Genomic DNA, 8,366 nt, shown 5'->3' on the forward strand with positions numbered 1-8,366 from the left:
CATCGTCCACCATGCTGGGAGCCGGCTACTACCTTGCGCCGGAGGAAGTGGTATTCCTGCATTCGGCGACCACGGGCGACGTGAACGCCAGGGTCAGGGCAGACCTGACCTTCTTCGAAACACCGGCCGGGGGTGCGGTCTTCTCCACGGGTTCGATCGCCTGGGGAGCGGCGATGGCCGCCGAGCAGGGACGGACCGATGTCGGTCGGTTAACTGAAAACGCTATCCGGCGCTTTGCTGATCCGAGGCCGTTCGCTTTCCCTCAGGCTTCAGGTCCGGGAGGAGACGGGTGAGCCCCTTGGTCATCCGCAACCTGGCGGCCTGAACTGACAATGCGCTCTGGCCAAGATGCATCTCCAACCAAAGAGAGTCGCACAAGCCGCTGATCAGGCTTGCGTCGGTTGCGGCGTCGGATGCGGCATGCCCGGTTGCCTGCCGCAGCGCCTCGGTCAGGGCAGCGAGATATTCTCGTTCCAATTCGAGGCTTATCTCGCGGTAGCGCCGACGCGGCCCGGCCTCTCCCCAAAAGGCAAACCAGACCGACAGCTTGCTGCGCGAGCAGATCGCCTTGTCCAATGGAGCCAACGCCAGGGCCTTCACGCGCTCCACCGTGCCGGCTTCTGAATGCTGCAAGGCAAGCTGCCAGGCCGCGCGAAACTCTGCGGCCAGCATGTCGATCACGCACTCGAACAGGCTTTCCTTGCTGTCGAAATGGAAGTTGACCAGACCATGGGAGAGGCCGGCGTGCCGGGCGATGTCGTAAACGGTGCAGGCCGCAAATCCACGCTCTGCGATTGCTTCCAGGGCGGCTTCGATCAATTGACGGCGGCGCTCGGCGCGCTTTTCCTCGCGCCGAGGCGTGTCTGGGACGGCACGGACGCGATGCGCTGGTCGCCGCCCTTCCTTGGAATCTTCCGTCTTTGACATGGAAGTGGATTAGGCAAGCGAAACGACAGCGTCAAGCGAGGTATCTGGCTCCCAGCGATGTCGACGGAAGCGCGGCCACCTGCCGCAGCTCGAATGTCCTACGGCCTGGCCGACGCTTAACATCGTAATTATGCGGCAGTGCCGATAGTTTGCTCAAGCACACTGTTTACCCTGCACTCTTTTGCGTCACAGTTGCAGTCCAGCGATCAGCCCAAGGGCCGGTTGATGGTACTTTTTCACGAGATGGAATCCCAGCTTCCTTCGCGCACAGAAAGAAAACGCTCGATTGATATCGATAGTCCGCGAAACCTCGAAAAAGATTCCGTCAAGAATTTATCTTTGAAATCAATACCGTAAGTTTTTGGCGGCCAGTGCGTCGGATATCTAGGCGCAAACAAAGAAAAAAAATCAGCAACGTCAATGGCTTATTTGGGTTGGAGACAATCGAGTAGAGGGAAGACCTGCGAAATTCGGCGAAGGGGCTATTTTAGCGTAGAGCATGCGGTTTATCTGCGGCCTTGTTGACTATCGGCACTGCGTCACCGGTAGGACTTGGACACCGGCAAGCTATTGATTCTAAAAAGCCAGATTTTGATTGGTTGCCTGGCGGCATAGAAGGCGGCAACAAAATCCAACGGTATTTCCGGTATATTCACGGCGCTCAAGAGGGCTCGGTGGCATATCGCAGGTGAATTCGCGCGCTGGCGGCATTGTTTTGATGGCTTAAGTCTTGAAATTGCTATGGAAAGCGCCGCCTAGGAAGAATATATGACAATATTCGGGAGAATCCATGTGAATCATCTATCCAGAGAATAGATGATTCCTCAGTCGTCATCGGTCGGAACTGGTCACGCAAGACCGCGAACCGGAATTCCGCACGTACTGTGCCATCACGCCCCCTGTCTCAGTGACATCGGTTCGCTTGGCGCGACATTCGTGCCGGGCTCCTTATTTGGATTTCGTGCCTGCCGTTACGGAAGCTGTCGCTGAGTTCCCAGGATCTGCCAATATTTTAAGAGGCGATCTGTGTTTCTTTCGCTAAGAAATTCTTAAACTATGGAAATATAAAAAAACTAAATCCGAGATAGACGTTGGAGTGATAAGCATAATATTTACAGTGTTCAGCAATTGGCAATGCATAATAACGGAATATATCGCGATATACACAAATATTCTATATTGTCACAAATTTTACATAAATATAGACACATCGCTGCTGTGTGAGTTGTATTGCGTTCAAGAATTTTCGGATGTACGTTAGAACTCTATCATACATTCATAAATCTGCGGTCATATGTCGGGGGGGCAAAATGAACATTTTGTCGCGGCCAGCCTTTTTTGACGCTTTCCAGAAGAGATTTATATTAGCCAGCAAAGAAGAGGCGCCAGTCCCTGGCGTATTTGGTCGTTGGCTGGCGAGTTCGCTCCTGAGGCGCTCACCGGGGCGAGCCCGACGGCCCAGCAAAACATCAGATCTGCCGAACCTGGCGCTTGAGGCTCTTGAGGCGCGCTATCTGCTGTCGGCCGACGTCGTGCCTTTCGCGGTCGACATGAACGACCTGGCCGGGGCCGACTATTCGTTGCGCTATGACAATCTGATCCAGACGATCCAGATCTATGACAACAAGACGGATACGCTGATCGACCAGCGCAACGCGCAGCAGGTCGACTATATCGTGGTGCGCGGCACCGCCGCCGACGACAAGCTCACCATCGACTTCGGCGAAAACTTCCTGGCGGCGCTCGACGTACGCTTCGACGGTGGTGCCGGCAACGATACGCTTGCTATGACGGGCGGCAGCTTCGACGCCGTGCGGCTCGCGACCGACACCGGCCAGTCAGGAAGCATTACCGCGCAAGCCGGCGCGTTGACCCATAGCATTGGCCTGGCGAGCGTTGGCGCGGTCGAGGATGATACAGCGGCCAGCGAGCGAATTTATGCCGACAGTTCCGGGCAGGCGCGGGTGATCCGCATCGGCAGTTCAGATGGTTCAGATGACAATCTGGCGGTGCTTGACGCCGGAACCTCCAACAATCTGATCGCCTACAGGTTTGCAGTTCCTGCGCTCTCGTTGACCGTTGACGCGGGGGCGGGTGACGACAGCTTCGTGCTGCACGAGATCGACCCCGCATTGGCTGGCAAGGTCTTGTTGAGTGGCGGCGCCGGCAGCGACGCCGTTGTCGGGCCTCCGCAGGACACCGATTGGCATCTTACTGGCGACGGTTCGGGTCATGTTGCTGGGGTGTCCTTCGTTACGGTCGAGAACCTGATTGGTTCAGCCGGCAACGAGGACACCTTCTTTGTTGGTGCGGCCGGAAAGTTGAGCGGCGTCATGGCCGGTGGCGATGCCGGCTTCGACAGCATGGTTCTCGACGGTGGCACCTTCGCCTCGGTGAAGTATGTGGCCACCGGGCAGACGTCGGGAACAATCATCCGTGACGGCGTCGTGCTCCACTATGACGGACTTGAACCGATCATCGACAACAGTGTCGTTGCGGACCGGGTCATCACAACCAGCAATGCCGACGATGAAGCGACCCTGAGCGATAATGGCGCGACACTGACGCTGTCGTCGGATTCCCTCATTCCGACATTCGAATCGATCACTTTCAACAAACCCAGCACCAGCCTCACCATCAATCTCGGCGATGATCTGGGCATTCCTATTCTTTCAAAGGATACCTTGACCATCAATGCGGTGAACCTTGGTTCGGCCGCGCTCTTCGTTAACGCCCAGGACGGCAAGGACGAGGTGACGATCTCCGGGACGCTGACTGCCGGCGCAGTCAACGTCAATGCCGAGAAGATTAGCGTTTCCAGCACCGTCAATGCCGGTTCGGTGACCCTGACTGCGGCGGCGGCGGATGATGGAGAAATCACGGGTGGCGCGTATTTCGCGACCCCGGAGGCGATCATCGACCTCACTGGCGCCACGATCATCGTGACGGGCGCGGCTCAATTCACCGCAACCGCGACAGCCAATGTCGAGGCCGAGACTGCCGAGGTTGGGCCGCTCGCGGGTGTCATCGCGACGATCTTGCCCGAGGCACGGGTCAAGTTCAGCAGCACCGATGTGACCGCGGCCAGCCTGTCGGCGTCGAGCACCGTAACCGTGACGCTGACCGCAAAGGACGAGTCCGATGCCGGTTCCGACAACGATGAAAAGAAGGATGCGGCGGTTTCCGTCACCGTTCTGGTCAGCGACGCGATCACCGAAGTGCTCGCCGGCAGCGTGCTCAGCGTCTCGGGCGCGGTGTCGCTGACCGCGACCAGCAATCTGACGATGACCACCGAGGCCGATGGCGGTAGCGGCGGCAAGGGCGCCAGCGTTGCGGTTTCGGAAGTCAATGCGACAACCCGCGCCAATGTCTCGGGCGGCTCGACGATTGGCGCAAATGCCGGCAATACGCCGGATTCGATCGCGCTCGGCGCGACGCTGACGAGCAACATTACGACGATTGCCAGGTCGACGGCAGGCGGATCGGACCAAAGTGCAGGCGGTGACAACGAATCCGAGGAGCGTCTGAAGGACCCCAACAAGGACAGCAATACGTCCGACAAGGCGACGACAAGCGGCGGCGACATCACCTTTGCCGGCGCAGTGACGGTGTCCGATTATCGGCCGACGACCGAAGCCTTCGTTCAGGCTTCGACCCTCACGTCCGGTGGCGCGATCACGCTGACCGCGCAATCGACGGACAAGGTGACGGCGACGGCAGACGGCACCAACACGAACTCCTCCGCTAACGGCGCGACCGGCATCGGCGTTGCGGTTGTGCTGAGCATCGCCGACGTCACGACGCGCAGCTATCTCGGCGGCACCTCGTCGCTGTCGGCGAGTGCGGTGTCATTGAGCGCCACGATTGCGGCCGGCGACAGCTTCGTCGCTCAGGCGACCTCTGGCGCCGGCGACGGCTCCAAGACGCAGGTGGCCGGTTCGCTGGCGATCAATATCGTTATCACCGAGGCTTCCGCCGACGTCGCGGCAAACGCCTCGATCGATCTGAATGGCGCGGATCTGTCGCTCACCGCCAACTCCACCACCAACGTCCAGACCGATGCGGTTCCTGACGACGCAAGCGGCGCCGCGGGTGAACTCGGCATCGGTGGTTCGGTGGCCCTGACCATCGTCGACAATTCCACCTCGGCGTCGATCCGCAACAATGCGGCCATCGTTGCCGGCGATGCTATCACCATGACCGCGACTGGCGCCCATACCGCTGCGACCACGGCGGAAGCGGGTGCGGAAGGCGGCGATGTCGGTATTGGCGGTGCGGTGGCGATCGACGTCATCGACAACAACACGGAGTCGTCCATCGGTTCCGGCGGCGAACTCGACATCACCGGCAATTTGACGGCCAGCGCCAGCAATCACGGCGTGAGCACGACGCTGGCCGATGGGGATGCCATCGGCTCGACGGCGATCGGCGCGGCGATTGCGCTTGCCTTCGTGGACAACCGGGCGTTCTCGACCTCGAACCGCAATCTTCGTTCGAACGGATCGATCAGCCTGTCGGCCGCCAATGACGGCTCCAGCAAGGCGGAATCGATCGCCAGCGCGGCTGGCGCCGAAGAAAACGAAGACGGCAACACCAAGCCCGACGATCAACGCGACAAGGAAGTCGATCTGGCCAACAGCAAGTCGAATGATGGCGACAGCGTCAGCAAGTCGGCCAACAGTTCAGGCGGCAGTGGCGGCGGCGATGTCAGCGTCGCGGCAGCACTTGCTCTCAACGTCTCGTCGTCGGTCGCGGTGGCGTCGATCAATGACGGGCGCACGGTCATTGCCGGCGAGGGCGCCGGCGTCGGTGAACTCAATTTGCAGTCGTCCAACAACATGGACGCGACGGCGGAAGCCGATGGCACAGCAAAGACGAGCGACAGCGGCACCGCTGTCGGTGTCGCCGTGGCGATCAATATCGCGACAATGCGCAACGAGGCATCGATCGGGGCGGGCAGCATCATCACCGCCGACGGGGTGAAAGCCGAAGCGAAGATGAAGAACGTCGGTGGTGACGTGACGCATCGTTTCGGCGCCGAGTCGACCTCCGGTGCCAGCGGTGGCGATATCGGCGTGGCCGGCTCGTTCGCGCTGAGCTTCGCCGATACCGACACGCTAGGCGTGATTGGTCTCGACCATGCCGATCAGCCGGCAGGTGGCGCCGCGACGGTCACCTTGACCGGCGGCAACGTCCTGCTCACGGCGATCAACACGACCGAAACCACGACGACGGCGACCTCCTCCGGGGCCGGCAGCGGCTCGGGCAGCGTCGGCGTCGGCGCATCGATCGCGCTCGGCATCGGCTTGAACAGCACTGTTGCTGGCGTCGAGGACGGCGAGACGGTTAGCGGGACGACGGGCAATTTCACGGTCACCGCGACATCCAATGACACGCTGACGACGACGGCCAAGGCCGGCGCGCAAGGCGCTACCGGTATCGGCGGCGCGATCGCTGTCGCCTATGTCGACAACGATACGGATGCGCACATCGGCACCGGCGGCGGCGCAGCGATCACGCTGACGGGCAATTTGGCCGCGCAAGCGTCGCACACCGGGACGGTTCACACGCTTGCCGATGGCGAAGCTGCCGGCAGCAGCGTTGGCGTTGGCGCGTCGATTGCGCTGAACATCGGCGAAGTCACCAACGACGCATTCCTCGGCCGCAATTTCCAGAATGTCGGCACGGTGACGATCACCGCGACCTCGACACTCGACACCAAGGCAGAGTCCAAGGCGAGTTCGAAGGGCCAATCCACGAAGAAGTCCGATGGCACAACGGATAGTGCCAACTCCGATCAGGAGACGACCAACCAGACCGAGATGGCCAAGAACCAGAGCGGCGGCACCAAGACGCCGACGCAGAGCGGCAGCGGCAGCCTTGGCCAGGCCGATGGCAACAGCAATGCGCAGACCGGCAAGGGTACGCAGGGCGGCAATGGCTCCGGTGGCACCAACGTGGCGGCAACGATCGCCGTCAATTTCCTCGATGCAGACAACCAGGCGCAGATCGCCGGCAACGTGACGATCTCCGGCACTGGTGCGATGAAGGTCGAGGCAATCAGCACGACCGACGCGCGGGCATTGGCCACGGCGACCTCTACGAACACCAGTTCCAATACCGGCGTCGCCGCCGCGGTCGGTCTCAACATCGTCCTCCTCGACAACAACGCGATGATCGGCGCAGGCGCCGATCTGACAGCTGGATCGATCGAGGTCCGCGCCGCGACCGCCAACGGCCAGAAGAACACGTTCCAGGCGCGCGCCCTCTCCGGTGCGGTCTCCAAGAACACCGCGATCGGCGGCTCGGTTGGCATCAACTATCTCGATGTCAACACGCTGGCATCGGTCGGCGACAATGTCGATCTCGACGCCAACACCGGCAACATCGAGATCGGCGCCGTCAGTCTCAATGAAATGCAGAACCTGGCCGGCGGTGCGGCCTTGAGCACCGGCAGCGGCGGTGGCGGCGTGGGCATCGCGGTCACCGTCAACATCGTCAACGATCTCAGCACCAAGGCCGAGACCGGCATCAATCTCGACGCCGAAGCGCAGGGCGCGATCAACGTCACCTCGCATGCCGAACTGCTGCCGGTCACGGAAAACCTGCCTGTCATCGGCTCGCTGGCCGTCACCAGCTTCGCCGCCGGCATCGCCGGTGCGTCCGGCGGCTTTGCCGTCGGCGGTTCGTCCAGCGTCAACGTGATCTTCATGGAGACGCACGCCTCGGTGAACGACAACTCCGACCTCGAGGCCGGAACCGGCATCAAGATCGAGGCGACGGACCTGCTGACCGTGGTCAGCGGGGCGGGCGGCATCGGCCTGACGCTGAACGGCAATGCCGGCGTCGGCATCGGCCTCGACGTGCAGGTGATCACGCGCAACACCAGCGCCTGGATGGGCGGCGGCGCGGATCTGGATACGTCGGCCGGCAACATCGTCATCAACGCCGACTCCTTCGACGACATCACTTCGATCGCGGCGACGTTCGGCGGCAGCGCCGGCGGCTCGGCCGGCGTCGCGGCGTCGGTCGGCGTGCTTTATCTTGACACATCGACGCAGGCCTTCGTCGAGGCCGGCAGCGCGCTGAACAAATCGCATCTGGGCGCCGGCGGAGATGTCTCCGTGACGGCCACCGGCGATGCGGACGTGTTCCTGCTGGCGGGCGCGGCGGCGTTCGGCCAAAGCGCCGGCATCGGCGTTTCCGGAACCGTGTTTGTCCATCTCGACGACGTGAAGGCGGAGCTCTATGGCGACGCCGATGTGGTCACCGGCGGCGCCAACGGCCTCTCCGTGTCGGCGATTTCCACCGATGAGGTGCTGATCATCGCCGCCGCCGGCGCGGCTTCCGCGCAGGCGGCGGTCGCCGGTTCGGTCGCCGTAACAGTGCTGACCGAGACAACGACGGCGCGCATCGGCGCAAACAGCAAGGTTTCCGGC

3 protein-coding genes are annotated in these 8,366 nt (G+C 61.4%); 2 read left to right on the forward strand and 1 reads right to left on the reverse strand.

Going from position 1 to position 8,366, the window contains the following annotated elements; translation table 11 throughout:
* Nucleotides 1-293, forward strand: a 293-nt coding sequence (locus tag EN742_RS38730) for a N,N-dimethylformamidase beta subunit family domain-containing protein (protein ID WP_348632860.1), incomplete at its 5' end; no start/stop codon positions are given.
* Here the strand turns inward: EN742_RS38730 and EN742_RS15335 are convergent.
* The gene (locus tag EN742_RS15335; protein ID WP_128332986.1) at nt 223-927 is read right to left on the reverse strand and encodes a TetR/AcrR family transcriptional regulator; all 705 of its coding nucleotides are present in this window, start codon (nt 925-927) and stop codon (nt 223-225) included. The two genes, EN742_RS38730 and EN742_RS15335, sit on opposite strands and share 71 nt — an antisense overlap.
* Before the next feature lie 1,550 nt (nt 928-2,477).
* Here EN742_RS15335 and EN742_RS15340 point away from each other — a divergent pair.
* Nucleotides 2,478-8,366, forward strand: a 5,889-nt coding sequence (locus EN742_RS15340) for a hypothetical protein (RefSeq protein ID WP_245492329.1), incomplete at its 3' end; no start/stop codon positions are given.

Source organism: Mesorhizobium sp. M4A.F.Ca.ET.020.02.1.1, assembly GCF_004022645.1.
Lineage (GTDB): Bacteria > Pseudomonadota > Alphaproteobacteria > Rhizobiales > Rhizobiaceae > Mesorhizobium.

What these genes read in the sequence shown, in the direction of transcription:
- EN742_RS15335 (WP_128332986.1), bottom strand. Translation starts at nt 927, where the DNA reads ATGTCAAAGACGGAAGATTCCAAGGAAGGGCGGCGACCAGCGCATCGC.